19 protein-coding genes and 1 tRNA gene are annotated in these 25,062 nt (G+C 48.5%); 6 read left to right on the top strand and 14 right to left on the bottom strand.

Features of this window, described 5'->3' with window-relative positions; translation table 11 throughout:
• Nucleotides 1–118: 118 nt before the first annotated feature.
• The 6 genes from K4H28_RS15945 to yihA form a co-directional block, all read right to left on the bottom strand.
• Nucleotides 119–5,881, bottom strand: a complete 5,763-nt coding sequence (locus tag K4H28_RS15945) for a hybrid sensor histidine kinase/response regulator (protein WP_221006114.1) — start codon at nt 5,879–5,881, stop codon at nt 119–121.
• A gap of 51 nt (nt 5,882–5,932) precedes the next feature.
• Nucleotides 5,933–8,116 (bottom strand): methyl-accepting chemotaxis protein, encoded by a 2,184-nt coding sequence (locus K4H28_RS15940; protein ID WP_255573562.1) that lies wholly within the window; start codon nt 8,114–8,116, stop codon nt 5,933–5,935.
• A 39-nt stretch (nt 8,117–8,155) separates the two neighbouring features.
• Nucleotides 8,156–8,683 (bottom strand): chemotaxis protein CheW, encoded by a 528-nt coding sequence (locus K4H28_RS15935; RefSeq protein ID WP_221006113.1) that lies wholly within the window; start codon nt 8,681–8,683, stop codon nt 8,156–8,158.
• A 23-nt stretch (nt 8,684–8,706) separates the two neighbouring features.
• Nucleotides 8,707–9,069: a response regulator gene (locus K4H28_RS15930; protein WP_308443462.1), complete on the bottom strand. Its 363-nt coding sequence runs from the start codon at nt 9,067–9,069 to the stop codon at nt 8,707–8,709.
• 24 nt (nt 9,070–9,093) lie between these two features.
• On the bottom strand, nt 9,094–9,480 hold the full coding sequence (pilG, locus tag K4H28_RS15925) for a twitching motility response regulator PilG (protein ID WP_308443461.1): 387 nt from the start codon (nt 9,478–9,480) through the stop codon (nt 9,094–9,096).
• Between the two features lie 333 nt (nt 9,481–9,813).
• Nucleotides 9,814–10,452, bottom strand: coding sequence for a ribosome biogenesis GTP-binding protein YihA/YsxC (gene yihA, locus K4H28_RS15920; protein WP_221006111.1), 639 nt, complete (start codon nt 10,450–10,452; stop codon nt 9,814–9,816).
• A 109-nt stretch (nt 10,453–10,561) separates the two neighbouring features.
• Between yihA and K4H28_RS15915 the strand changes: the two genes are divergently transcribed.
• From K4H28_RS15915 to K4H28_RS15895, 5 genes are all read left to right on the top strand, one after another.
• On the top strand, nt 10,562–11,176 hold the full coding sequence (locus K4H28_RS15915; RefSeq protein ID WP_221006110.1) for a c-type cytochrome: 615 nt from the start codon (nt 10,562–10,564) through the stop codon (nt 11,174–11,176).
• A gap of 69 nt (nt 11,177–11,245) precedes the next feature.
• Nucleotides 11,246–13,279, top strand: a complete 2,034-nt coding sequence (locus tag K4H28_RS15910; protein ID WP_221006109.1) for a cytochrome c biogenesis protein ResB — start codon at nt 11,246–11,248, stop codon at nt 13,277–13,279.
• Nucleotides 13,280–13,281: 2 nt separating this feature from the next.
• The gene (ccsB, locus tag K4H28_RS15905) at nt 13,282–14,409 is read left to right on the top strand and encodes a c-type cytochrome biogenesis protein CcsB (protein ID WP_221006108.1); all 1,128 of its coding nucleotides are present in this window, start codon (nt 13,282–13,284) and stop codon (nt 14,407–14,409) included.
• 106 nt (nt 14,410–14,515) lie between these two features.
• Nucleotides 14,516–14,995 (top strand): hypothetical protein, encoded by a 480-nt coding sequence (locus K4H28_RS15900; RefSeq protein WP_221006107.1) that lies wholly within the window; start codon nt 14,516–14,518, stop codon nt 14,993–14,995.
• A gap of 99 nt (nt 14,996–15,094) precedes the next feature.
• Nucleotides 15,095–15,634 (top strand): hypothetical protein, encoded by a 540-nt coding sequence (locus K4H28_RS15895; RefSeq protein ID WP_221006106.1) that lies wholly within the window; start codon nt 15,095–15,097, stop codon nt 15,632–15,634.
• On the opposite strand, the gene K4H28_RS15890 is transcribed toward K4H28_RS15895, so the two are convergent.
• Nucleotides 15,612–16,697 carry a CobW family GTP-binding protein gene (locus tag K4H28_RS15890; protein WP_221006105.1) on the bottom strand — a complete coding sequence of 362 codons (1,086 nt, stop codon included), beginning with the start codon at nt 16,695–16,697 and terminating at the stop codon, nt 15,612–15,614. The two genes, K4H28_RS15895 and K4H28_RS15890, sit on opposite strands and share 23 nt — an antisense overlap.
• Before the next feature lie 59 nt (nt 16,698–16,756).
• Nucleotides 16,757–17,371, bottom strand: coding sequence for an aminoacyl-tRNA hydrolase (pth, locus tag K4H28_RS15885; RefSeq protein WP_221006104.1), 615 nt, complete (start codon nt 17,369–17,371; stop codon nt 16,757–16,759).
• Between the two features lie 284 nt (nt 17,372–17,655).
• On the opposite strand from pth, the gene K4H28_RS15880 reads away from it, so the two are divergent.
• Nucleotides 17,656–19,974 carry an extracellular solute-binding protein gene (locus K4H28_RS15880; protein WP_221006103.1) on the top strand — a complete coding sequence of 773 codons (2,319 nt, stop codon included), beginning with the start codon at nt 17,656–17,658 and terminating at the stop codon, nt 19,972–19,974.
• A gap of 69 nt (nt 19,975–20,043) precedes the next feature.
• Here K4H28_RS15880 and K4H28_RS15875 read toward each other — a convergent pair whose 3' ends face one another.
• From K4H28_RS15875 to K4H28_RS15850, 6 genes are all read right to left on the bottom strand, one after another.
• A complete protein-coding gene (locus K4H28_RS15875) occupies nt 20,044–20,622 on the bottom strand; it encodes a 50S ribosomal protein L25/general stress protein Ctc (RefSeq protein ID WP_221006102.1) in 579 nt (192 codons plus the stop codon).
• Between the two features lie 130 nt (nt 20,623–20,752).
• Nucleotides 20,753–21,703, bottom strand: coding sequence for a ribose-phosphate pyrophosphokinase (locus tag K4H28_RS15870; RefSeq protein ID WP_221006101.1), 951 nt, complete (start codon nt 21,701–21,703; stop codon nt 20,753–20,755).
• A 63-nt stretch (nt 21,704–21,766) separates the two neighbouring features.
• Nucleotides 21,767–21,843: transfer RNA gene (locus tag K4H28_RS15865), tRNA-Gln, on the bottom strand.
• Nucleotides 21,844–21,849: 6 nt separating this feature from the next.
• Nucleotides 21,850–22,734: a 4-(cytidine 5'-diphospho)-2-C-methyl-D-erythritol kinase gene (gene ispE, locus K4H28_RS15860; protein ID WP_221006100.1), complete on the bottom strand. Its 885-nt coding sequence runs from the start codon at nt 22,732–22,734 to the stop codon at nt 21,850–21,852.
• A complete protein-coding gene (lolB, locus tag K4H28_RS15855; RefSeq protein WP_221006099.1) occupies nt 22,731–23,270 on the bottom strand; it encodes a lipoprotein insertase outer membrane protein LolB in 540 nt (179 codons plus the stop codon). The genes ispE and lolB overlap by 4 nt, the downstream gene beginning before the upstream one ends.
• Nucleotides 23,271–25,025: a tetratricopeptide repeat protein gene (locus tag K4H28_RS15850; protein WP_221006098.1), complete on the bottom strand. Its 1,755-nt coding sequence runs from the start codon at nt 25,023–25,025 to the stop codon at nt 23,271–23,273.
• Nucleotides 25,026–25,062 lie beyond the last annotated feature (37 nt).

Raw genomic sequence — 25,062 nt, 5'->3', positions numbered from 1 at the left:
TCAATCCAGTCATTATGTTCTAATGGCTAGATAGCAATACCTAAGCAATAAAAAAACCGCTCCATATTAACGAGCGGTTTTTATTTTACTGAATCGGTCTATTTCAAGCGAAAGCGACTTATGAAGCCGATTCAGCGACTAAGCGGCGAATCAAACCGAGCAACTCATCTTCCTGATAAGGTTTGCCCAAATAAGCATTCACGCCCAGCTCAAACGCATATTTCTTATGCTTTTCAGCGGTCCGCGACGTAATCATGATGATCGGAATGTGTTTGGTGTCGTCGGCAACGCGCACATTCCGCGTTAACTCGAAACCATCCATCCGTGGCATTTCAATATCGACCAACATCACAGCCGGTTTCACATCGTGCAATTGCTGCAAGGCATCAACACCATCTTTGGCGGTCACAACTTGGAAGCCCTCACGCGCCAATAAACGACCCGTAATCTTCCGTACCGTTAGTGAATCATCGACCACCATCACCACCGGAGCCGTCGACAACTGCTCTGGCATCGTTGGCTGCGCTTGATGCGAGGTATCAACCGTTTGCACTTGCGCGGTAATTTGCGCGGATTGCGCCAACAAAGCCAATGGGTTCATGATCAAGACGATTTCGCCCGTACCGAGTACGGTAGCCCCAACCACACCTGGAATCCGCGCTAATTGTGGGCCAATAGGCTTGACCACGACCTCTTGGTTTTTCACCAACTGGTCAACGTGGAGCGCAATCCGCTCTGCACCTGAGCGCAACAGAATCACCGTTGAGTAACGTTTTTGCTCAGGAATCGCCGCCACATCGCCCAATAGACGCGGCAAGTAGGCGAAGCGATAGCGCTGCCCCATCCACTCTTGTTCACGGTTCTCGTAAATCCGCGCCAAGGCTTCGGATTTTAGCTCTTGCACTTGCTCAATCATCACCGACGGAATCGCGATCAAACGCTCGCCCGCCTTCACCAACAGCACTTGCGCCACCGCCAAAGTCAACGGCAGGTGAATCACAAACGTCGTGCTTTGGCCGGCAACGGTCGATACATCAATCTTCCCGCCCAAGTTACTCACTTCGTTTTTCACCACGTCCATGCCAATGCCGCGGCCAGACAATTGGGTCACTGTTGATGCAGTCGAGAAGCCCGGCTCAAAAATCAGATGGCACAAATCATTATCAGAAACGACTTGATCGGCACGAATCAGTCCCTTATCCAAGCCTTTCTGACGAATTCGCGGCAGATCCAGCCCTTTACCATCGTCTTTCAGTAAAAGAACTAGCTCATTACCCTCTTGGCGAACTTCAATCAGAATTTCACCAAACTCGCTCTTACCTTGGCTAACGCGGTCTTCGGTATTTTCTAAACCATGGTCAATCGCGTTGCGCAGCATGTGCTCAAACGGCGAAATCATTTTGTCCAACACGCCACGATCGATTTCTACGCGGCCACCTTTGAGCTCCAAGTTGACCTTTTTACCGACTTCTTTACCGGCTTGACGCGTTAAACGATAGAGACGATCAGAAACGCTAGCAAACGGCACCATGCGCACGCGCATCAAGCTTTGCTGCAATTCTTTGGTCATTCTGGATTGCGCCAACAGCGCGGCAGACGATTCATCCAAGTTTTTCAGCAAACTTTGCTGTACCGTGCCCACGTCATTCACGCTTTCGGCCATAAAGCGGGTCAGCTCTTGCAAGCGACTAAAGCGGTCAAACTCGAGCGGGTCAAAGCTGGCGTGCATTTCTTGCACTTCTTTTTCCCGCGCTTGCATTTGCGTTTCAGCTTGAATTTCCAACTCGCGCAATTGAGTGCGTAAACGCGCAACGTTTTCGGTCAAATCGAGCAATGAGCTCTTGAACATCAGCATTTCAGCTTCAATCCGCGTCCGCGAAATCGCAACTTCACCGGCCTGATTAACCAATTGGTCAACCAATTCCGATTTAACACGGATCACCGTTTTGTTATCCGTTTCGGCAGCGGCCAACAATTTAGGCACAACAGGCACTGCGCCTGTTCCGACCTCTGCAGCCATTTCAGGCTTGGCAGGCTCTGTTAACTCGGCAAACAAAGCGAGCAACAAGTCATAGTCGCCTTCAAGACGCGCCAGTAGCTCTGGATTGATCTCAACCGACTCCACCAAGCGCGACTCCATCCGATGAGCCGCTTCACCCATGCGCATCGCACCACTCATCCGCGCACTACCTTTTACGGTATGCAAAGAGCGTTTGATTTGTTGCAAGACCGAATCGTGGTCTGAACCTTCGCTCAACAACCGTAAATCATGGCTCAGTTGCGGTAGTAGCTCCTCGCTTTCCTCGATGAAAATTGGCAAGAGTTGAACGTCGATATCATCAATCAGCGTGGCATCAAGCTCGGCACGCGCCGCATTCAAGGTGTCTTCGCTGGAAACCAAGTGCGCTAACGGTGAAGACTCGTCAATTTCTGTGGCAGTACTCAGGCCCAAATGACCAATCAAATCCGTTGCAACAAAAGCTTCCGGCACAGCAATGAGCTCGGCTTCGCGACTTTCAAGCTCGACAACGGCTTCGGTTGGAGCTGTTTCTTCTGCGATTACTAGATCATCAAGCGTAATTTCTGCTTCTGCTTCTTCTTCTGCTTCTGCTTCTGCTTCTGCTTCTGCTTCTGCTTCTGTTTCTGCTTCTGTTTCTGCTTCTGTTTCTGTTTCTGTTTCTGTTTCTGTTTCTGTTTCTGTTTCTGTTTCTGTTTCTGTTTCTGTTTCTAGTGTGATTTCATCCGACAAAATCAGGTCAAGCAAGGGCAAATCAGACCCAAGTGACTCAGTCATTTGCTCTGGCACAAGGTCAATTAAATCGATCGGCGAAACCAAATCATCAACAGTGTCGATTTCATTTGGAACAGCAATTGAAACCGTTTCATCTTCGCTACTCCGACTTAAATCAAGCGCGGGCAGTAAGGCCTCGCTCATCTCTGTTGCAATGAAAGGGGCGGTTTCGGTTTCGGTTTCGGTTTCGGTTTCGGTTTCGGTTTCGGTTTCGGTTTCGGTTTCGGTTTCGGATGGGACCGTCAGTCCTAAAGCATCAGCAGAATACGTTAAATCTGTTGCATCCAGACCAAGCTCTAACTCATCAAGATTCAAATCAATCGCAGGCAAATCAAACGCCATCAATTCAGTCGCTTCAGCTTCTTGAACAGCCAGCGTTTCTTCAACTAAATCCACCAAAGCCACTTCGTCATCCACAGCATCAATGACTACAGTTGACTCAGGCTCAATAACTGAACTCGGCTCCTCCTCAAGAATCATTTCGACTGCTTCAGCTTGTAAGGCTTCCAAGCGTGCAATCACATCGGGAGCCGTCGTAGGCACTTGCTCGGCAAAAATACTGTCCATCATGCCATGCAGTTGATTGACTGCTTCGGAGAACAAGGGCACTTGCTCACGCCCAATATGTAATTGTTGTTGCAGAGCATGTTCTACAGCGTATGCAAGCTCACCTTGAGGCCGGAAGCCAGCCGTAGAGGTGATCCCCCCTAGGGTATGTGCTGCCAAAATAAAGTTGGCATCCACCTCACCGGATTCAGCCAAGACCTCAACACCGTGCGACAAAGCGCTTAAGTATTTCCGTGCTTCTTCGCAGAAAATAGTAAACAAAGTTGCCGAAACAGTGACATCGCCAATTTGGATATCATTAGACACTGCCATTTCGACTTCTACAGCAGGTGCGCTAACGTCGAGATCATCCTCATCATCAGCGACATCGACTTCACTACGTAACGCTAATGCTTCAGCATCTATCGCGCTGGCTTCAACCTCAACATGACCATTTTTCTGTAATTGGTCAACCCAGCCCACAAAGGCCAGATGGGTGAAATCAAGCAAGGCTAATAGGCGTTCTGACGCAGGTTTATCCAGTTGCAGCCATTTATTGAGCAGCTGTTCAATTGACCAAGCTACTTCACCCAATTGGTACAAGCCCACCATCCGTCCACTACCTTTGAGCGTATGGAAACTACGGCGCATCGTAGTAAAGGCTTCACGATTTTGTGGGTTGCTATGCAGTAGAACTTGCTGACTTTCAATTGTCGCCAAGACTTCAACGGCTTCTTCGAGATAAACCTCAAGCAACTCAGCATCAATCGCCGCTTCTGAAATTGGCATCGCGCGCGACTCAGGAACTGACTCAGGCTCTGCCACAGGCAATGGCTCAACAGATGTCAGTTCAGGCTCTGCTTCCAGCGCAACGAATTCATCGACGATGGCAACTGCTGCCTCGCGCCCCGTTAGGCGTTGCAGTAAGGGGAGTAGTGCCGCCTCATCATCACGCTCTTGCGCCAAATCATTGACATAGAATCCAAGCGCCGACAAAGCCTCTGCTAACTCTTCAAGCTCGTGAAGCTCAGGATTGGTCTGTGCCCCTGCATGATGTGAAATACGCACTAGGCATTCATGAGTGAGATCCACTGCAGTTTGTCTATCGAGCATCATCAGTGCGCCTTGTACCTGACGCAGCATCGGCTCGATTTCAACTAAGGCTTCACGCTCTTGGGCATTTCGGAAAAATGCATCCAAGATTTCTTCAATAGACAATAAATTGCTACGCATCTCAACAGCAAGTTGCGACAGCAGTAGACGATCTTGTGCCTCACGGCTAATTTCATCAAGATGCGGCAACTCATTGCTCGCACTTGGATCAAGTAATCGACGCAATAAGGCCGTGACTTGCTGAGCAAAATCATCCGCATGACTTGGATAAATAGCGAGGGCATTATCAGCAAGCAACAAACCTGTTGCAATTTCTAGCGCTAAGTCTTGACTAGCCTGACCTTGCGATACCGCCGTAGATAAGCCATCCCATAGCTCACCCAAACCATCGATATGGAGTGGTTTTGATTTCTCAGCTAATTGCTGAATCAATTGGCGAACTGTAGAGGTTTTTTCTAAATGGCCAGCGGCAACACGTGACCACGTGTCTTTGGCCAAAGACAATTCATCTCGCAATGAGCGTGCGATTTGCTCGGCTGCCATCGCCTCAGCAGACATCACCGTTTGGGCGTTTGGAAAGAGATCACTTAAATCAAAATCGATAGCGAGACGGCGCGCCAATGGGCTATCGCAATCTAATTGCGGTAGTAAATACAATATATCGCGAAACAATCGCTCAGCGACTTTGCTTGAGCCATCCGCCAATCTACGGATTTGTAAATTTAAACGCAGTAACACTTGCTGTGGATCTAAATCAAACTCGGCTCGATTAGTAGCAAGTCCATCCACTAAGGCTGCTGCTGACCACCAAAAATTGCGGGGCAAGGTACTGGTTTGATGCTTTGCCAACTCAGCCAGACTGGCCGCCATCACCGGAGCGACTTCTTTTTGCCCCTTTAGCCAACGCAATAAACCACTTTCATAGCGCATGCGCTGCTGTTTAATAACTTGCACCATTTCAGCCGCATTTGCTGTTTTGTGTGGCAAGCCTGCAGGCATATTTAATAAGAACTGCGGAAAATACAGCTCTGAGCCGGAAGGATTAGCCGAACGCAATTGAGCTACTTCGCGGAAAGTGGGTAGCAACGATAATGGAATATTTGGCATGCCCGCTGTTAAGCGGTCTAAGTATTGGCCAATTTCTTGAATTGCGCGCAGCGCCAAGGGTAAGCCAACTTCATCCAGCTCACCATTTTCTAAAACCAAAATCAGCTGCTCAACTTCCTCGCAAAAACGAGCCAAGCCCGTCAACTCAACCAAATCAAGCGCACCATAGGCTTGGTGCAAATGAGTTTTTGCGTGTTTTAGTACTGCGGCATCTTTGTTGGTGGTGTATTGCGAAAGTGCATCACTGGCGCGAGCCAAGGTGCTATCAATTTCAGCCTTGACCCACAACAAAGAGCCCTTATCAAATTCGGTGTGCATACTCATGGCGGGGCTCCATGATGAAGACCGACCTTTAATAGGTCGGTCTGGAGATTATTAGGACAGTTTGAAACCAGAAACCGATGCTTTCAGCTCTGCAGCGAGGCCAGTCAATTGGCCTACCGCAACGGCAGACTGTTGCGTACCGGCAGTGGTTTGCTCAGTAATCGACAAGATGTCACGCATCGTATGACTAACTTGGCTTGCCAATTGAGTTTGATCTTCAGTTTCATGGGCAATCGAACCAATCAACCTTGCCAATTCACGAGAAACTTTACCAATCTCGGCTAGCGCATTACCCGCAGCATCAGAGAGTTTTGCCCCCTCAACCACACCTTGCGTAGACAATTCCATCGCAGCAACCGCATCGTGGGTATCGGCCTGAATCGTTTTCACAATCGCACCGATCTGTTTAGTTGCCTCGCCTGAACGCTCAGCAAGGCGCTGAACCTCTTCCGCAACCACTGAGAAGCCTCGACCCGCCTCACCCGCTGCTGCGGCCTGAATCGCGGCGTTCAATGCCAATACGTTGGTCTGTTCGGTAATGTCGGAAATCAATTCAACGATTTCACCAATCTCTTGCGACGATTCACCAAGACGTTTAATTCGCTTCGCAGTTTCTTGAATCTGCTCACGAATCTCGCCCATCCCTTTAATCTGATTATTTACCGCCTCTGCACCCAGCTCAGCGGCAGAGAGCGATGTTTTCGCCACGTTAGCCGATTCAGCAGCGGTACTTGAAACACCTTGAATCGAGCTAACGATTTGCGCCACATTGCGGTTCGTAGTTTCAATCTCACGCGATTGGCGCTCTGCCGCAGACAACAACTCAGTAGAAATTTGCTGAGCTTCTGCGGAAGATGCGTTAACCTTTTCAGTGGCACGGTTAATACCGGTAATCAGTGTCCGTAACTCTTCAATCGTAAAGTTAATCGAGTCGGCAATTGCGCCCGTTAAGTCCTCAGTCACCGATGCACGAATGGTCAAGTCACCATCAGCCAAATCGCCCATTTCATTCAGCAATCGCAAAATCGCATCCTGATTCTTACGGTTTTCAGACTCTGAAGCCAAACGACGTTTCACTGACTCTTGATTGAATACTCGAACCAACAACAACAATGAAGCCAAGGCGATTGCAATCAGAATCACCTCAACAATAGTAACTACAACACCACCCACTGAGTTGCTGTATTGCTCAGCCAGTGATTTTGTATCAGTGAGTAATTTTTCTGAATCACGAACAATCGCTTGATTGGCCAAGCGCGTGTTGACCAGCGGCTGCATATTCTTCGAGAACGCGCTCACCACCACTTCGAAATCTTTAAATAGAACCTGAATTTGCTCTAATTTCTTCGCCATTTCTGTGGTCGTTACAGGGCGAATTTGTAGATCTGGATTGCCGTCCAAAAACGAAAGAACAATCTCGTTAAATGTTGATACATCCTTACCGAGCAAGAAGACCACCTCAGGATTAATCAACTCACCTGCCAACATTGCATTGGCATTTTTAGAAGTTCGCTGCGATAACATCGCCAACTGATTGGCATAATCTAATTCTCGCAAAGTACCGCCACTATCAGCAAGAAGCGAGGCGAACTGCTGAGTTTGCTCTAATAGTTTGGCATCATTGCTATTAATACCTTCAACGCTATTACCCACCGCCATCAGCGCCGATTTTTGTTTCAAAATTGTATCTACAGTTGGTCGACTTGGGTTTGGACGAAACGAAGTGTTCCAAACCGTTTCAATGAGCGCTAATTGCTCAGCACCTGATACTTGAAAAATATTCCAAGCACTTTGACCATCCATAAGACGATTCAAACTGTCATTAAATCGATTATAAGACTCGTCCAACACCTTAAATGCTTCTGGATTACCACGCACGGCCTGTGTTGACGCACGAGCAATACGCTGCGACAACATCTGCATCTCAGTCGCAGTGGCTTGATTATCCGCATTGATACTGCTCGAACGGAAAGAAAGAAATGCAGTTACGGCGAACAAAGCCACACTCAGCACCATTGCAACCAGGAAAATTGCCATTTGCTGACGTGCAGGCAGGTGACCAATCAATGGAATCGGCTTAAGCGACTGAACATCATCGCCTTCTGGCAAACGAATTTTATCAAGAATCCAAGTTGTTCTAGATGGGTCGAATGATTTTTTATTTTCACCCGGCCGAGATTTGCCAGCCTTGTCACTACCAGAAAACAAGCCCTTGATGCGATCCATCACTGCCATGCTACCTCCCGCGCCACCCCAGAGTGACTTTTGATTTTTTTATGCAATCCCAGTCTGCAAAAATGCAGGCTCATTCACTAATTTCACCACATCCAAGACCTTCCACGACTGGCCGGCAGCATCTTTGTATTTGCCCCCCACCCAAGCCGGTTCAGTTCCTTCAAGCGCTTCTTGCTCTAAGTCAGCCAAATGCTTCAAACCCATCATTTTATTTACCAACACCGAAGCGTGCGGTAGGTGGCGTGGCTGCAGCAGAACCAAGCGAGCAAGCAAAGTAAACCCTTGATGTTGCTGACCAAAAAACGCAGGTAAATCAACCACGCTCACCAAATTACCGCGAATATTAGCCACGCCCTTAAACCACGAGTGCGCAAGCGGCACGCCGGTGACAGAAGGCATGGGCATCACTTCAGAAACATCTGCCAAATCAACCAACCAATTATCATTGCCGATTTGCAAACCCAAGCGAGCATCCACCTGCGCCACTGTCGTCGCCGTTTGTAGACGCTGCATTACCCCTTGCTGGTACTCACGCAAACTTACTCGCGCAGTGATTCGCTTAGCCATATGACGCCCTCAATCACTTCGCCTTATAGCGATGCGATTTTATTCAGCAATTCTTGTGGATCGACAGGCTTAACCACATATTCGGTAGCACCTTGGCGCTTGGCCCAAACCATATCAGTTTCTTGATTTTTCGAAGTACACATGATGATTGGAATATTTTTAGTCGCATCATCACGCGTAATAGTGCGTGTAGCTTGGAAACCATTCATTCCAGGCATCACAACGTCCATCAAAATCAAATCAGGCATAATTTCTTTAGTACGAGCGACAGCTTCTTCGCCCGACTCTAAGGTAATAATTTGAAATCCGTTCTTAGTGAGTAACTCACCAAGAAAATGACGCTCGGTTGGCGAGTCGTCCACAATCAGAATCTTTTTGATCGTCATAGCTTAAAGTCCATTAGTTTTAAATTAGGTTGCACTCGTCGCGTGAGTGCCAACGGCTGCCAATAGGCTGTCTTTGGTAAACGGTTTGGTTAAGTATTCATCAGAGCCGACCATGCGCCCACGAGCGCGGTCAAACAAACCATCTTTTGAAGACAACATCACCACTGGAGTCGATTTGAAGCGCGGGTTCTTTTTAATTAAGGCGCAAGTCTGATAACCGTCTAGACGAGGCATCATTACATCCACAAAAATCACATCGGGGTGGTTATCCGTAATTTTAGCCAAAGCATCAAACCCATCTTCAGCCAAAATCACAGTGCAGCCAGCTTGCCCTAAGAATATTTCAGCGCTGCGTCGAATGGTATTGCTGTCATCGATAACCATCACCTTAATACCAGCAAGACTAGACATAGATTTCCCCATTACTGGTCGACTAAGACCGATTTCATTGCCAACTCAGCGCTGTCAGATAGTACACCTACGGCAGGTGAACAGATGAACAGATTATACGTAGTGGAAAATCATAATGCCTGCGAGAGATATTAGACAAGGCTAATAACGGCAGGTGTTGGCATTTACCGCCAAACTGCACATGAAATGAGCATAAAAAAAGAAACCCCGACCAGAAACGTGCCAGATCGGGGCTATATAGAGCGCCTCGTCATAACGAAGCCCCGCTCAGGGAGGAAAAGCGGGAGGTGCAGGGGCGCACCTCTGATTAAGATAGTTTTTCTAAACAAAACATCAAGAAATTGAGTCGCCGCCTGTCGGTTCAACGCCCTCTTGCAACTCGGTGGCAGCTGCAAACCAGCCACCAACAACCTGCTCAACCTCATCAACGCCCTGCTTTTTCAAACTAGAAAACAATTGAACCGTAATCATTGCGTCATCAGCAAATTCGGCTTTCACTGTTCGCAGCGCTAACGCTTTTTCTTGATTATTTAATTTATCGGATTTAGTCAGTACACAGTGAATTGGCTTTCCGGTAGGTCTAAACCAAGCCAGCATATTACGGTCAAGCTCTGTCAAAGGACGGCGACTATCCATGATGAGTACGAGGCCAATTAAATTATCGCGATGCGATAAATACTGCGCCAGCAAGCCTTGCCAGTGCTTACGAATACGCTCTGGTACTTCTGCATAGCCATAGCCAGGCAAGTCGACGAGACGACGCTCATTGCCAAAATCAAAATAATTGATGTGTTGCGTACGACCTGGTGTTTTAGAGACATAAGCTAAGCGGGTAATATTGGCGAGCGTATTAATCGCGCTTGATTTCCCCGCGTTCGAGCGTCCCGCAAAGGCGACTTCTACACCTTCATGCGGTAAAGTTTTTAAATCATTTACAGTTGTGAGGAACTGTAGACCTTGAAATAGGGACATCTGTGGGTGCCATTGTGGTTTGTATCGGAGTCTTGCTATAGAATACCAGTATTTACATGATTATCGTCGGCACCTTAGACCGACGTACTCCACATACGGGAGCGGATTTATGCGCAGCATGTCTGTTGCAGTGAGCATTACAGCACTTTTGATGATGTCACCAGCCGTTTTTGCGGCCAATTTAAAAGGCGATCCTAGCAAGGGCAAGGTTATCGCTGATCAAGTCTGCGCAGCCTGTCACGGTGTAGATGGAAACAGCGCGGCCAGCGCCAATCCTAGTCTTGCTGGACAACACCCAGAATATATCATTAAACAGTTGCAAGAATTCAAGAGCCAAAAGCGTAAAAATGCCATTATGCTCGGAATGGCAACGCCATTGTCTGATGCTGATATGGCCAACGTTGCAGCCTATTTTAGCCAGCAAAAGCCAAAACAGCGTGGTGCGTCGGATAAAGCATTGATTGAAGCCGGTAAGAAAATCTATCGCGGTGGTATTGCTGCGAAGAGTGTTCCAGCCTGTATGGCCTGTCATGGCCCAGCTGGCGCAGGAATTCCATCGCAATACCCACTCATGAAGGGTCAACACAGCGCTTATACGATTGCTCAGCTAAAAGGCTTCCGCGACGGTGAACGCACCAATAATTTACCAATGACGGAAATTGCAGCCAAGATGTCTGATGCTGAAATAAAAGCCGTCGCTGAGTATATTCAATCGATTCACTAAGCGTCGCCCGGAACTCATTCCGGTTTTCGCGTACTAAAGGGGGCGATTCGCCCCTTTTTTGATTTTACAATGACACAAAAATCCACCTCATTTCGACGCGCCTTGTTCGATTTATTATCGTCAATGCGCTTTGCCATCAGCTTACTGACCATATTGGCGATTGCTTCAATCATTGGTACGGTACTTAAGCAAAATGAACCCTATGTAAATTACCGCGTTGAGTTTGGTGATTTCTGGTTCAGCATTTTTGAGCCACTCGGCCTTTTTGACGTCTATCACTCGGTCTGGTTTTTAGTCATTCTGGCCTTTTTGGTTTTTTCGACTTGCTTGTGTATTTGGCGACATTTCCCTGGGCTAATTCGCGAAATCCGTGGTTACCGTGAAAAAGCCAGCCAGAACTCGCTGCGCCTGATGTCACATCACCATGAAACTGATGCACCACTCGAGCAAACTCAAGTTCTTGCCCACCTGACTGAACACGGTTATCGCTATCGCTTGCGTACAGACGGCGACGCTACTTTAGTCGCGGCGAAAAAAGGCAGCTGGCAGCGCTTAGGCTATTTATTCACCCATTCTGCGATTGTGGTGATCTGCATTGGTGGCTTGATGGATGGCAATTTGCCGCTCAAAGTCATGGAAATGCTCAATATCAAGACTTCAGAAACACGCAATATTCCACAAAGCCAAATTCCAGAACAATCACGACTCGCCGCAAACAACCTGTCATTTCGTGGCAATGTCAATTTGAGCGAGGGCAGCTCAGCCAGTGTGGTGTTTCTGAATTCAGGCAATGGCTATTTCGTCCAAGAACTACCGTTTGTTCTCAAACTAAAAAAATTCCATATTGAGCATTACTCGACCGGCATGCCAAAACTATTTGCCAGCGATGTCGATGTGCTCGATTTGAAAACGGGCGCCTTGCTGCAAAGTGGCACTGTTAAAGTCAATCATCCTTTGATCGTCGATGGCGTTGCGATTTACCAAGCTAGTTTTGGTGACGGAGGCTCTGGTCTGGACTTTATCCAGTGGGACCTCACTACGCATCAGCAATCTAAATTGGCGGCGAACTCGCAAAGCGAAGTCGAACTCAAGATTGGCCAAGAACAATACCGCCTAGAAATCGGTGACTTACGACCTTTCAATATCGAAACGCTCGACAAACCGGCGGAAGACACTTCGGCCGTCGCAGTGAGTCAATTCCAAACAGCACTAGCCTCAGCACAATCGGTTAAAAGCGATAAAAACTTACGTAATCTCGGTCCAACTATTCAATTCAAAGTTCGCGATAACGCGGGGCAAGCGGTTGAATACCAAAACTACATGCAACCCTTTATCGAAGCAGATGCAAGCTATTTCTTGACGGGTATGCGTAAAGAGGTATCAGCCCCATTCGCCTTCACACGTATACCTCTCAACGAAGATATGCAGCTTGATAGCTATATGCGCTTTAGAGCTGCCGTACTCAATCCAAAACTCCACGCTGAAATTGCTAAACGCACCGCAGCCAAAGCACTCAAGGCCGGCGGCGTCTCTAAAGAAGGTGAAGCACAATTTGCCGATATCACCCAAGGCGTACTAACTCAATTTAGCCAAGGTGGTTTCCCTGCCATTGAGCGGTTCTTGAATGAAAAAGTCCCCAAAGAGCAACGTCAAACGGTTGCGCAAACCTACTTAAAAGTGCTGCAAAGTGCTGCGATTGACGCCATGGATGTCGCTCAAGAACAAGCCGGACTAGCAATCATTCCAGTCAGCGAAGCACAGTATCGTTTCCTAATGGACAGTTTGGTGGCGACGAGCAGTCTTTTTGATTACGGCTCACCGACCTTGTTTGTGCTCAATGGCTTTAATGAAGTGAAATCCAGTGGTTTCCAACTGACCCGCTCACCGGGTAAGAATGTGGTTTATCTGGGCTCACTACTATTAATTTTGGGTATTTTCTGTATGTTTTACATCCGAGAAAACCGGATTTGGGTACGCATTGCCCCAAGTAAGACCTTGATTGCGATGAGTAGTAATCGTAAAACGGCCGATTTAGACCGTGAGTTTGATGCGCACATAGCCGCGCTGACCTCAACCACCCAGCCAACACACCGAGCCACGTGAAAATGAATACCTTGAGTTTAAAAAACCGCCGCTTTAACTGGATCGATTTGCTTTTTAGCATTGTGATTTGCGGCACCGCGCTAATCGCGTGGCAAAAATATCACAACTACCTCGATTATTACGAGCAGGGTATTTTACTCGGCACGGTGGCCGGCTTGATTTGGTTTGGCTGGTTTTGGCCCGCAATGCGCATTTTCTTCCCTGTCTGTGCCGTACTCTCACTGATCGCCATCAACGTATACGATGGCGACCTGAGTCGAGGTCAAAGCGCATTTTGGTTGAAGTACGTCCTCGCCAGCCAGTCGGCGGTGATGTGGATGTCGGTGTTATTTTTCCTCGCCACAATCATGTATTGGGTGGGTTTACTGCGAAAATCAGCCACATCCCTCAGTATTGCCTGCGGCCTCACTTGGGCTGCAGCGGGTGCTGCCATGATTTCGAAACTGGTACGCTGGTACGAGAGCTACCTCATCGGCGCCGATGTAGGCCATATTCCAGTCTCCAATTTGTATGAAGTCTTTATTTTGTTCTGTCTGATGACAGCCTTGATGTACTTGTATTACGAAAGCAAATTTGCCGCCAAAAGCATGGGCGCTTTTGTCTTGCTGGTGATTTCTGCAGCCGTTGGTTTTATTCTCTGGTACTCATTAGATCGTCAAGCGCATGAAATCCAGCCACTAATCCCTGCCTTACAATCATGGTGGATGAAGATTCACGTACCTGCCAATTTCGTCGGTTACGGTAGTTTTGCAATCGCTTCTATGCTCGGCATCGCGCAACTCTTATCGGCGCGCGGCATTTTGACCGATAAGCTACCTAGTTACGACACTTTAGGCGAAGTAATGTACAAAGCCATCGCCGTTGGCTTCTTATTCTTCACGATTGCCACTGTACTCGGTGCAATGTGGGCCGCTGATGCATGGGGTGGCTACTGGAGCTGGGATCCAAAAGAAACTTGGGCGCTGATTGTCTGGCTCAATTACGCCGCATGGTTACATGTACGGCTGATTAAAGGCTGGCGCGGCGATATTCTGGCGTGGTGGGCGGTGATTGGTTTATTTGTTACAACGTTTGCCTTTATTGGCGTCAATATGTTTTTATCGGGCCTACATTCTTATGGTGGTTTATAGGCCGTGATCGCCAACTAGAAAAGCCGCTTATCTTATTGAGCGGCTTTTTTTTCACACCGAATTGTCCTTGCAGTCTTGAATAAATAAACGCTTATTCGAGATCATCATGGATCATACTTTTTACGAAAAAACGGCGGCAGGACAGCAAGAAATCAGTAGTCGTAGCGCCAACTTGAGCTTTCGTGAGCGACAACTCTTGATTGTCATTGATGGGCAAATGAGTGTCGAAGCACTCACAAAATTGATGCCACTCAGTGATTTATTGGTTCGACTAGAAAAACTACAAGCAGCGGGATTCATTACTCAACTCGATGCCTCAGCGACTACGACCCCAATAGGCAGCAAGCCACTACCCAGCGCTGCGGCTCTCGCAGAAATCAGAAGCATATTACACCAAGGCAATATGTTGTACTTAGGTGGAGAATTTACAACAGCTTTGCAGTCCCAATTCGATCATGCAGAAACGCGCCAAGAACTCGAACACTTGATTGCAGAGTGGTATGAAGAATTACTAAACCAAGGAAAAATGCGCTATGCAGAGCAGCAGCTAGGGCAGATCAGGCTTCTACTGTCTGCTAGTAGTTAATGTTCCGCAACATTTTCTTACGCATAACAAGGAATAACCCCGATATCATGAAATGCTTATTTTAATGTAGCCTGTGGCAAAGCTGTTCAGAGACCGCCCATGAATACGAATACCATTTTTAGCAAAACAGAAGCCGGCCTTCGCGAAGTCCAAACCCGCAGCGCCGGTTTTCCGATTCGACTCCGTCAAATCCTCATCATGATTGATGGACATAAACGCTTTGATGACTTGCTCGGTCTGCAACCCAATCCGGACGAGTTAAAAAAACAACTTGAACAGCTAATGGAATTACAGTTAATCACCAATACTGGCGTCGATGATTTACGTCCACCCGTCACTCGACCCAGTACGGCAACGCCTGCAGCGACACCTGCGCCAGAGGCAGCAGCGATCAACGCAAACAAACCATTACCCAGTGCGAGTGCGCGAAACAAAATTCGCCGCATCATGGCCATGACGGATCAGGCTTACCTATCTAACAAATTAGAATTCATGATCAGTGACATATTTGACACGATGACCACCACTGAGGATCTGAACTTTTGCATCGACCGCTGGCAAAAAGCGATGAAAGACGCCGGCCATACCGATATGGTCGACGCCTATATGTTTCAAATTAGGTCGGCGCTAGCGGGTTAATTTGCGTCGCTAATAAAGCCTCAGTGAACAAGCGCCAATCTGGCGCTTGTTCACCTTCAACAATCACTTCAAACCGACTATCCCGCCGATAAGCCGCAGGCAGCGCACTGGTCATACCATCGACCCAATCAAATCGATACCAATCTCGCTCCGTATTAAATATCCCTTTAGCTCGCGTAATTCCATCAATACCCAGTGTCGCGGCACTCGACATGGCTGTAAATAAATCCGCCACCTTGCCACTGCTAAACATCGTCTCTGGCGAAAAAATCCACCCGCAACTGTGCGACCCTAAACTTGACTGCGTTTTACAAATCGGCCACACCTCTGGCTCTTGGTTTACTTGAGCCACCGCGCTCTTAAGTCGATTAGGCCGAGTGAGGGACGACGAATAAGCGCCATGATGCGCGCCTGTTGGGCGGACATGATCTAATGAATCAGGCCAACGCTCGGGATGAAGTTCCAAATCCAAAAGTTCGGGCGAGAAAAGCCCTTTCACACTACGCACCATCGCTAATTTCGGCGGAAAGAAAGCTGCGCCCATTGCCTCTGCGCGTTGAATTTGTGCTTCATCGGCAATATCGCTCTTGTTCATTACCAAGACATCGGCAAGTTGCAATTGATCTCGCCATGTTTCGTGCAAGGTGTAGCGCTGATCTTCCAAATGGCGCGGGTCGAGCAAAGTAATCACGGCACGAACTTCAAACGCACTCGCCAACATCGGATCACGCAATAAATCGATAATTCCCGCCGGATGCCCCAAACCCGACGGCTCAATCAACAAACGATCAGGACGCTTGCCGCGAGCTAACTTACCTAATGTCACGCGCAACATCGGGCTAGTCGTGCAACAAATGCAGCCACCCGGTACTTCTGCTACCTGCAAGCCATCGCCGAGTGATGAAAGCGTGGCGCCATCAATTCCGACCTCACCAAACTCATTAACCACAATCGCCCAATACTCATCCGCTGGCTTTTGAGCCAATAAATTCATCACCGCCGTGGTCTTACCTACGCCTAAAAATCCAGTAATCAAATTGACTGGGATTACTTTATTGCTCATAAAAATCCAATAGGTATATCAAGCTAGCCATTAATAATCATCGCACACCAAGCAATACATCAACTACTGCTTGGTGCAGGTTTATGCTCACGCTTTTTCGAATCATCAGTATGCAATAAACTCATCGCAGGACCTGTTTCACCCTTCACGACCTTGGGCAATACGGCCAGTGACTTCAAAATTGCGTCATCAATTAAGTCTTGCTCTTCTTTACGTGGCGGCTTGAGTACAAAATTAGCTACTTCATTTTTGTTGCCAGGATGGCCAATACCTAAACGCAAACGCCAAAAATTCGGCGTTGATAGATGCGCTTGAATGTCTTTCAAACCATTATGACCGCCGTTACCGCCACCTTGCTTGAGCTTCACCAAGCCCGGCGCAATATCCAATTCGTCGTGCACAACAAGGATTTCATCAGGCAGGATTTTATAAAACTGCGCCAAAGCAACCACGGCAAGTCCACTGCGATTCATATAGGTTTGCGGTTGCAACAACCAAATATCTTGGCCAGCAATTTTAACTCGGCCGCTAAAGCCATGAAATTTACTATCATGCCGCAGTGAAATCTGCCCATCGCGCGCCAGATGATCGACCAGCCAAAATCCAGCATTGTGCCGCGTAGCCTCATATTCTGCGCCGGGATTTCCCAAGCCTACTATCAACTTAATCGCCATCCTGCCCTCAATGCAACAACTCAAATAAGACCGCTATGATACCTGCGTGTACCTCACTTCTGCAGTGTAACGATGACAGATTTATCACTCCCCCAGCCAATTCGATCAACTGAGTCTTACTCATTAAGTAGAAAAGCTAAAAACCAAGGTGGTTTTTCAAAAATTTGCGAATAATTACAACGTAACCCTAGTTATGTACGATACTGAGACCTGCTATATTTTATTAAACCGTGATTCAAACTGCTTCAACGCGCCTGCACTCTGGCGCGAGTCAGGAGATAGGTATGTCAGTTAGTCAGCGCTTAATTGCACTTTGCCTTGCCATCAACATCGTTTGCTTAGTCGCAATCTTGAGTGCCATTCAATATTTTGACTCGGCTTGGCTGCCTTGCTTATTGGGAGTTCCCCTCTCAGCAGTTTTACTCTTTATTGCTGTGCAATTCCAACTGCGCCCCTTACAACAACTCAGCAGCACGATGCAAAGTCTGGCTGCGAGTGGCGGAGACCTCAACACTCGAATTGCAATTAATTCAAGCGATGAATTTGGTGAGATTGCGAGGGGTTTTAATCAATACAGCCAAAACCTACAGGGCACCTTCCGCGAAGTACAGCGTGATATGGAAGGCCTCTCACTTGGCTTGCGTGAACTCACTACGGTCACCGGTCAATTAGTTAAAGACAGCCACACGCAATCAGACTACGCAGCAGCAACAGCGGCAGCGGTCGAAGAAATAACCGTGAGCATTACGCACATTGCCGATAACGCCAACGATGTCGACCAGACTGTGGGAGAAACACAGGGCTTATCCAGCATCAGCGCTGCTGCCGTGCAAGGCGTCGCTGATGAAGTGGGCCAGATGACCGCCTCATTTGAGCTACTTGGCGAAACCATGGGTACACTGAGCAAACATTCGCAAGAAATCGGCACCATTGTCAGTGTTATTAAAGACATCGCCCAACAAACCAATTTATTGGCTCTCAATGCCGCCATTGAAGCCGCCCGGGCCGGAGAGCAAGGCCGTGGCTTTGCAGTTGTGGCTGATGAAGTGCGTAAATTGGCCGAACGCAGTGCCAGCGCGACGGTTGAAATCACGCAGCGCATCGAAACGGTTGATCGTGAAACACAGAATGTCGTTGCCTCAATGAATAGTACCGCAGGCCGAATTACCGGCAGCGCAGAGCGCGCAGAAGACGCGCGCCAGCAAATGCTGACCATTGGTGAGCGCATGTCCACCGTGGTTACCGTGGTCAAAGAAATTGCTGATTCAACGCGTGAACAAACTGCCGCCAGCACAACGATGGCGCGCTCGGTTGAGCAGATCAATAATATGAGTCAATCGAGCGACTCAGCGCTACAACAAGCCAAACGAGCATTAGAGCAGTTAGATGTTCGCGCCCGAGAATTGATGGAAGCGGTGGGTAAATTCCAACTGGGCGACATTGAAGTGCTACACAGCTGGTTTGCCGCCAGTGGTTTTCGCGCCGTCGCCGACATCAAAGCCCGTCTGAATAAAATTAACCATCACTGGTCAGATAATCACAACGGTAAAGACGTACCGGGCATGCTGAAAAAGGCTGTCGAAGCAGGTAACTTACCAACTGCAGTCGCCATTGGTGGCGTAAAAATCCAAAACTGGACGGGTCGTGACATTTTTGCCAATCTAGATTCCCTAGCGCACGCGCAACAATGGAATCAAATTCTGCCCAAAATTTTAGACGACCAAATGCATGCCGAAGGGCATTATGTGGCCGTGCCACTGGGCGTTGCACGCGTTAATGTACTTTGGGTCAATGCAGCCATTATGCGGCGCATTAACCAAGTGCGCGCACCGAGCACGTGGGACGAGTTCATTCAACTGTGCGAACGCCTGCAAGCTGCGGGCATTACGCCGATTGCACACAGCGAAGTAAAATGGCAAGTTGCCACCTTATTCGAAGCCGTAACGCTCGGCGTGTGCGGTGCCAATCATTACATCAATGCATTCAGCAAACTTGATCAATCAGCACTCTCTGGCGCACAAACCATCAAAGCGCTTGAAATGTTCCGCCGAATTAAACCCTTCTGCTCCGTCGACCCCGTTGGGCGTGAATGGAACCTCGTGACCGCCGACATTATTAATGGCCGCGCAGCGATGCAATTAATGGGCGATTGGGTTAAAGGCGAATTTGATACCGCCGAAAAACAAGCCAATACCGATTATCTATTTTGGGCTTCGCCAACCCAAAATGGTGAATACAGTTTTGCTGCCGATACACTGACCTTCTTTAAACAAAAAGATCCGGCACGGCAAAAAGCGCAAACTGACTTTGCAACCTTGCTCATGACGCCCGAAGTGCAAATTGCCTACAACAAACACAAAGGTAGTATTCCCGCCCGAACCGATATCGACCTGAACCAACTTGATGCTTATGGCAAAGCTTCAGCGCAAGACTTCACTCAAGCATCAAGCAAAAACACCCTCGTTCCTTCTTGGGCGCACAATATGGCAGTGCAAGATGATCTGAAAAAAGCATGGATTGAAGTCGTTTATGAATACTGGCAAAACGACAACCTCAGTGCGAGCGCAACCGCTAGCAAATTGGCCGCTATTGCCAGAAAGTAAGTGATTCAATCGACATAAAAAAACCCGCCGAAATCGGCGGGTTTTTCGTTGAAAGCAAAAAAGTTAAAATTAACCTTTTGCGCCATTCAACATAGAAACGGCCAAATCTGCACCGCGCAATAGCGATACCAATTGAACGCCTTCTGGCAAAGCGATGTCAGACAAGTGAACTGACAAGTTACCTACTGCCAAGTTAGATTGGTCAACAGTAATGAACTCTGGCAATTTAGAAGCAACGCAACGAACCATAACTTCTTTCAATACATTGCTGATTGCGCCGCCTTGCATCTTCACGCCGAGGCAAGTGTCGCCACCAACGAAGTGCAATGGAATACGCAATTCAATTACAGACTCAGCGTTCACACGTTGGAAGTCGATGTGTTGAACTTGTTGTTTGAACGGGTGGTATTGAACCGCACGAACAACAACTTGCTCAGCAGCGCCGCCATCAACAGACAAGCTGATCAAAGCAGTGTGGAATTTTTCATCTTGCAGCGTGTAGTACATGCTGTTGTGATCCAGGTTGATTGCAACTGCATCAGCAGCGCCACCGTAAACGATACCTGGCAATTGGCCAGCTTTACGCAGGCGGCGGCTCGCACCAGTGCCCTGCTGTGCGCGGCTTGTAGCTTTTAATTCGAAAGTCATTGTGATACTCCAATAGGAAAAATAACATACGCCCCCCGCGACCAGAGAAGCATACGATTCGGGGTATAGCCCCTGAATTCTTTTGAAACAAAGCCTACAGGTATATACATGTAGGCTTTTAAATACTTAATTAATCGACGAACAGACTAGAAACCGACTCTTCATTATTAATGCGGCGCATCGTTTCAGCTAAGAGACCAGCAATCGACACCACGCGAACGCGGCCACTCGCTTGCGCCAATTCGCTCACTGGAATCGTGTCAGTTACGACTACTTCATCCAATTCAGATTGCATGATGCGATCGACAGCTGCACCAGAAAACACAGCATGCGTGGCATAAGCCATCACGCGTTTTGCACCAAATTTTTTCAATGCTTCAGCGGCTTTACACAGCGTATTCGCGGTATCAATCATGTCATCGATAATCACGCAATCACGATCTTTTACGTCACCGATGATGTGCATCACTTCAGCTACGTTAGCTTTCGGACGACGCTTGTCGATAATCGCCATATCAACGCCCAACTGTTTCGCCATCGCACGAGCACGCAATACGCCGCCAACGTCTGGAGAAACAATCATCAGGTTTTCGTAGTTCTTGGCGCGAATATCAGCCAACAACACAGGGGTTGAGTAGATATTATCAACCGGAATATCAAAGAAACCTTGGATCTGGTCAGCATGGACGTCTACCGTCAATACACGATCAACACCAGCCACTTGCAGCATATTGGCAACGACTTTCGCTGAAATCGGTACGCGTGCTGAACGCGGACGGCGATCCTGGCGTGCGTAACCAAAGTAAGGAATCGCGGCAGTAATCCGACCTGCCGAAGCGCGTTTGAGTGAATCAACCATCAACATCATTTCCATGATGTTATCGTTCGTCGGAACACAGGTTGATTGCAGTACAAACACATCACGGCCGCGAACGTTTTCCAGCAATTCAACGGTCACTTCACCGTCAGAGAAGCGGCCAACTGTAGCGCGCCCCAATGAGATGTCCAGATGATTTACTACACGTTCAGCAAGGCGCGGGTTGGCGTTGCCGGTAAATACCATGAGGCTGTCGTAAGCCATTTCCAAATCCTGAAAAAACGAAAAGCGTGTAATTGATGTAATTACACGCTTTCTTTTTATAGGTGGCAGGGGAAGAAGGATTCGAACCTTCGCATGCTGGAATCAAAATCCAGTGCCTTAACCAACTTGGCGACTCCCCTAGCGATTTATGCGCTGACGTTTTCATCAGCGTATTCGTACAACGGGTGACGTTTTAGCGTCTGCACTGCAAAACCGTTGATACTTTCAAGAAGGCCGAATAATACAGCATCTACTTCGGCTTGTGAAGCAATTTCTGCAAATACACAGCTCCCCGATCCGGTCATTCTAGCAGGTGCAAATTGATTTAAATAATCCAAATGCCGACCGATCTCAGGATACTTCTGTACCGCGCAAGACTCTAAATCGTTCCGCGTCACAGCCTCCTCAAGGCCGCGAACTTTAATAGAGGGCGTATTTCTTGTCAAGTTAGGGTCTTTAAAAATTTCCGGTGTAGAAACATGCACCTGCGGGTGTAAAACCACAAAATGACGATCGGGTGTTTCGACTTCGGTCATCACTTCACCGATGCCCTCAACGAAGGCATTACGGCCAAAAATAAAGAATGGTACATCCGCGCCCAGCTGCAAGCCCAAGCCCATTAAATCGGTCCGCGACAGCTTGCCATTCCAAAGTCGATTGAGCGCCAGCAAGACCGTTGCCGCATCCGAGCTACCGCCCCCCATTCCACCGCCCATCGGCAAGCGTTTTTCAACGCGAATATCGACGCCGATTTTTGAAGTTGATTGCAATTTTGACTGCAGTAGTCGTGCTGCTCGTACAGTTAAATCGGTGTCAGCCGGTACACCCGGCATCGGGTTGTGATGCACGATTTGTCCATCATCGCGCAAGCGCAGATAAATTGTATCGTGCGCATCCACCAACTGAAAAACCGACTGCAGTAAATGATAACCATCAGCCCTTCGACCAACGATATGCAAAAACAGATTCAACTTGGCAGGTGCGGGATAAGCTAAAAAACCTTGCTCATCGGCAATAGGGCTAAAACTCATGGCGCAGCTGAACTCCATTCGCTAATCATCACGCGGATGCGTAAATCATCACGCGTTAATTCAATTTTATACGGCAAAGACCCATCCCGAAAATCAGTCGCGTTCACCAGCCAACCGCTTTGTGTGAATGAATCTCCCGCACGGGTAAATGGCAGTCTCGCATCGGGCAGGCCTCGCAACCACCAACGCATACCCGAGACCGGCAAGGTAAGGCCAGACAGGTTTTGCAACAAAGACTCTGGATCAGCCGCTGCTTCAGTGGTTTGCCCATGCTTGAGGGTGGCCGATACGATCTCGCCTTGCTGGTAGAGAATAGTTAGCTCAGCCAGCGTCGTTCCCAATGGGGTGGAGAGCGACAGTACATCGCGCTCGGGTGTCGCAAGCCAATCAAACTGAGCTGTATTAGCCTCCGTTTGGCTGCGAATATTGACCCGGCCTTGCGCAGCAAACCCTTCCGATGGCGGTTTGAGCGGTTTTTGTGCGCAGGCCGTTAACAACAGCAGTAAACCTAGTAGACCAAGTTTGAGAATGTGCAATTACATGCCCAATTTTTTACGGGTTGCGAGCAAAGCCTCATCATCGGCATCCAATAAGGAAGCGGCATCCAACACTTCAATGGCTTTGCTTTTATCTCCCGTCAGCCACAAGGCTTCTGCATAATGTGCGGCGACTTCTGGATCGGGTAAATCGGCATAAGCGCGCTCGAGCAAGGCTAAAGCCTCTTTCAATTTACCTTGTTTTAAACGCAGCCAGCCCAAGCTATCGAGAATCACAGGATTGTTAGGATCTTTGGTGATTGCCTTAGTGAGATAGGTATCAGCCTCAGCCAATCTATCCGTCCTGTTTGCAAGGATATACCCAAGCGCATTCAGGCCTTGTACATGATCGGGATTCAGCGCCAAGTAACGCAACAAATCCGCCTCGGCACCAGCGATATCGCCCAGCATGTCTAAATACAAAGACCGATCATAGTAAAGCTCTGCTTGCTTTGGGTGCTGCGTGATCGCGGCGGTGATGGTGTCACGCGCACGCGCTAGGTCTTTTCTTTCTCGCCAAACTTGAGCCTCAATCTGTGCCTTGCTGATTTGCTGATCAACGGTCACAACAGGTAAGGCGGCCAATGCCACATCAGCCTCAGCTTGCTGACCCGTCTTGGCGTACAAGCGAGGTAAACGATTTTTTACTCGCGCCGACTGCTCTTCACCGACTTGCAAATACCATTTAATAGCCTCTTTATCCCGGTGCTGCTGCTCAGCAATTTGCCCTAAGTAAACCCCCAGCTGCGCCACGCTTTTAGGGCTGACGGTGACTGCGCGCTCCAAGTAACTCTGCGCTTTATCTAAATCTCGTAGCTCCAGCGCGACTAAACCAGCCCCCACCAAAGCTTCAAGCTGACGAGGATCTTGGGAAAGTGCCGCTTCATACTGCTGCTGAGCCAGTTCATAGTTTTGATTCTCGGCAAAACCTCGCGCTTGCGCGATGGAAATCGCCGAAGACTTTGGATTGGCCTTGGCTGCATCTTGCAATAAGCGCTTAACTGCAACGCTATCCTTGCTACCTAGCAGCTGCACTTTATAGAGCACCGCGGGCTCCCAAGATGGGCGTAGTTTTAAAGCGGCATCCAATTCCTGCAAGGCCAATGCATCTTGACTGGCATTGCTAAAGGCGACAGCACGTGCAAAGTGAGCCTCTGGCATATTCAGATGAGGCTCGGTTAACTGTTCAGTCACCGAAATCACCGCAGCACGGTCTGCATCTTTATCCCAGAGTTGATGCATTTGCATAAAAAACGGGGCCATTTCCGCTGGCTTGGCATTGAGCATGACCCGCAAATGAGGCTCAACTTGATCCAAACGTTTACTGCGAATCAACAAACCGACCAAGATTTGTCGCGCCTGTATCGAATAAGGCGCACCCGCCACCCACAATAGAGCAGCATCTTGCGCCAAGGCCAACTGCCCTGCTGTTAAGGCCAGCTGCGTTGCGCGCTGCGCCGCACGAGGGTCTTGAGTACGATTTGCAATATCGAGCCACGCTTGCGCGCCCAAAGCAGGATTACCGCGCTGCGCAGCCACATCGCCCACCAAAAAGCGCATCAACAACTCATCGCTGAGCTCCACTTTAGGCAGCATGTCAGGGTTATAGCCATTGACCTTGTTGACCTCAGAACCCTCAGTCGCGGCTTCAGCGACAGCAGATGCTGCAGTGACCGGCGCCACAGGCGCTAATGCGGCACAGCCTGTCAATCCCGCAATAAATACGGCCAGCAATGAGTGCATGTGCAGTGACATAGAGGATTCCAAAATTTGAAAGTTAAGACGCGATATT

The organism is Deefgea tanakiae (assembly GCF_019665765.1).
Taxonomy (GTDB): domain Bacteria; phylum Pseudomonadota; class Gammaproteobacteria; order Burkholderiales; family Chitinibacteraceae; genus Deefgea; species Deefgea tanakiae.
This window is presented reverse-complemented; position numbering and strand designations above follow the sequence as displayed.

Bases quoted from the DNA above. Each gene is read 5' to 3' on its own strand.
- K4H28_RS15875 (WP_221006102.1), bottom strand. From the start codon at position 20,622: ATGACTTTCGAATTAAAAGCTACAAGCCGCGCACAGCAGGGCACTGGT.
- K4H28_RS15945 (WP_221006114.1), bottom strand. From the start codon at position 5,881: ATGAGTATGCACACCGAATTTGATAAGGGCTCTTTGTTGTGGGTCAAG.
- K4H28_RS15890 (WP_221006105.1), bottom strand. From the start codon at position 16,697: ATGAGCAATAAAGTAATCCCAGTCAATTTGATTACTGGATTTTTAGGC.
- K4H28_RS15915 (WP_221006110.1), top strand. From the start codon at position 10,562: ATGCGCAGCATGTCTGTTGCAGTGAGCATTACAGCACTTTTGATGATG.
- K4H28_RS15895 (WP_221006106.1), top strand. From the start codon at position 15,095: ATGAATACGAATACCATTTTTAGCAAAACAGAAGCCGGCCTTCGCGAA.
- K4H28_RS15935 (WP_221006113.1), bottom strand. From the start codon at position 8,683: ATGGCTAAGCGAATCACTGCGCGAGTAAGTTTGCGTGAGTACCAGCAA.
- K4H28_RS15880 (WP_221006103.1), top strand. From the start codon at position 17,656: ATGTCAGTTAGTCAGCGCTTAATTGCACTTTGCCTTGCCATCAACATC.
- pilG (WP_308443461.1), bottom strand. From the start codon at position 9,480: ATGTCTAGTCTTGCTGGTATTAAGGTGATGGTTATCGATGACAGCAAT.
- K4H28_RS15910 (WP_221006109.1), top strand. From the start codon at position 11,246: ATGACACAAAAATCCACCTCATTTCGACGCGCCTTGTTCGATTTATTA.
- yihA (WP_221006111.1), bottom strand. From the start codon at position 10,452: ATGTCCCTATTTCAAGGTCTACAGTTCCTCACAACTGTAAATGATTTA.
- ccsB (WP_221006108.1), top strand. From the start codon at position 13,282: ATGAATACCTTGAGTTTAAAAAACCGCCGCTTTAACTGGATCGATTTG.
- K4H28_RS15850 (WP_221006098.1), bottom strand. From the start codon at position 25,025: ATGTCACTGCACATGCACTCATTGCTGGCCGTATTTATTGCGGGATTG.
- K4H28_RS15940 (WP_255573562.1), bottom strand. From the start codon at position 8,116: ATGGCAGTGATGGATCGCATCAAGGGCTTGTTTTCTGGTAGTGACAAG.
- K4H28_RS15930 (WP_308443462.1), bottom strand. From the start codon at position 9,069: ATGACGATCAAAAAGATTCTGATTGTGGACGACTCGCCAACCGAGCGT.
- ispE (WP_221006100.1), bottom strand. From the start codon at position 22,734: ATGAGTTTTAGCCCTATTGCCGATGAGCAAGGTTTTTTAGCTTATCCC.
- K4H28_RS15870 (WP_221006101.1), bottom strand. From the start codon at position 21,703: ATGGCTTACGACAGCCTCATGGTATTTACCGGCAACGCCAACCCGCGC.
- K4H28_RS15900 (WP_221006107.1), top strand. From the start codon at position 14,516: ATGGATCATACTTTTTACGAAAAAACGGCGGCAGGACAGCAAGAAATC.
- pth (WP_221006104.1), bottom strand. From the start codon at position 17,371: ATGGCGATTAAGTTGATAGTAGGCTTGGGAAATCCCGGCGCAGAATAT.